This is a genomic window from Nonomuraea sp. NPDC048916, from assembly GCF_040649575.1.
Lineage (GTDB): Bacteria > Actinomycetota > Actinomycetes > Streptosporangiales > Streptosporangiaceae > Nonomuraea.
Genome location: NZ_JBEZFS010000313.1, coordinates 1 through 362, shown reverse-complemented (window position 1 = coordinate 362; position 362 = coordinate 1). Strand labels below are relative to the sequence as shown.

The 362-nt window shown below is 70.2% G+C and carries 1 protein-coding gene; it reads left to right on the top strand.

Annotation, left to right across the window (positions count from 1 at the left end; all coding sequences use genetic code 11):
• The coding region (locus tag AB0C16_RS41015) for a carboxymuconolactone decarboxylase family protein (protein WP_357691633.1) at positions 1-362 on the top strand (362 nt) is incomplete at both ends.

Below are 362 nucleotides of genomic sequence, written 5' to 3'. Positions count from 1 at the left end.
ATGACCTCGACACACGGACACCACCACGCCCCCGCCGACCTCGCCCCCGAGCACCCGGCCCGGATCTCCGTCTCCCAGCTCCTCCCCTACGTCTACAAGGCGATGATCCGCCTCGACGTCGCCGCCCGGAAGGGCCTGGACCCGGTCCTGGTGGAGCTGGTGAAGATCCGGGCCTCGCAGCTCAACCGGTGCGCGTTCTGCCTGGACATGCACAGCAAGGACGCGCTCGCGGCGGGCGAGTCCGCCGAGCGGATCGTGCAGCTCAGCGCCTGGGAGGAGTCGCAGCACTTCTACACCGAGAAGGAGCTGGCGGCGCTCGCCCTGACCGAGGCGGTCACCGTCCTGACCGACGGCTTCGTCCC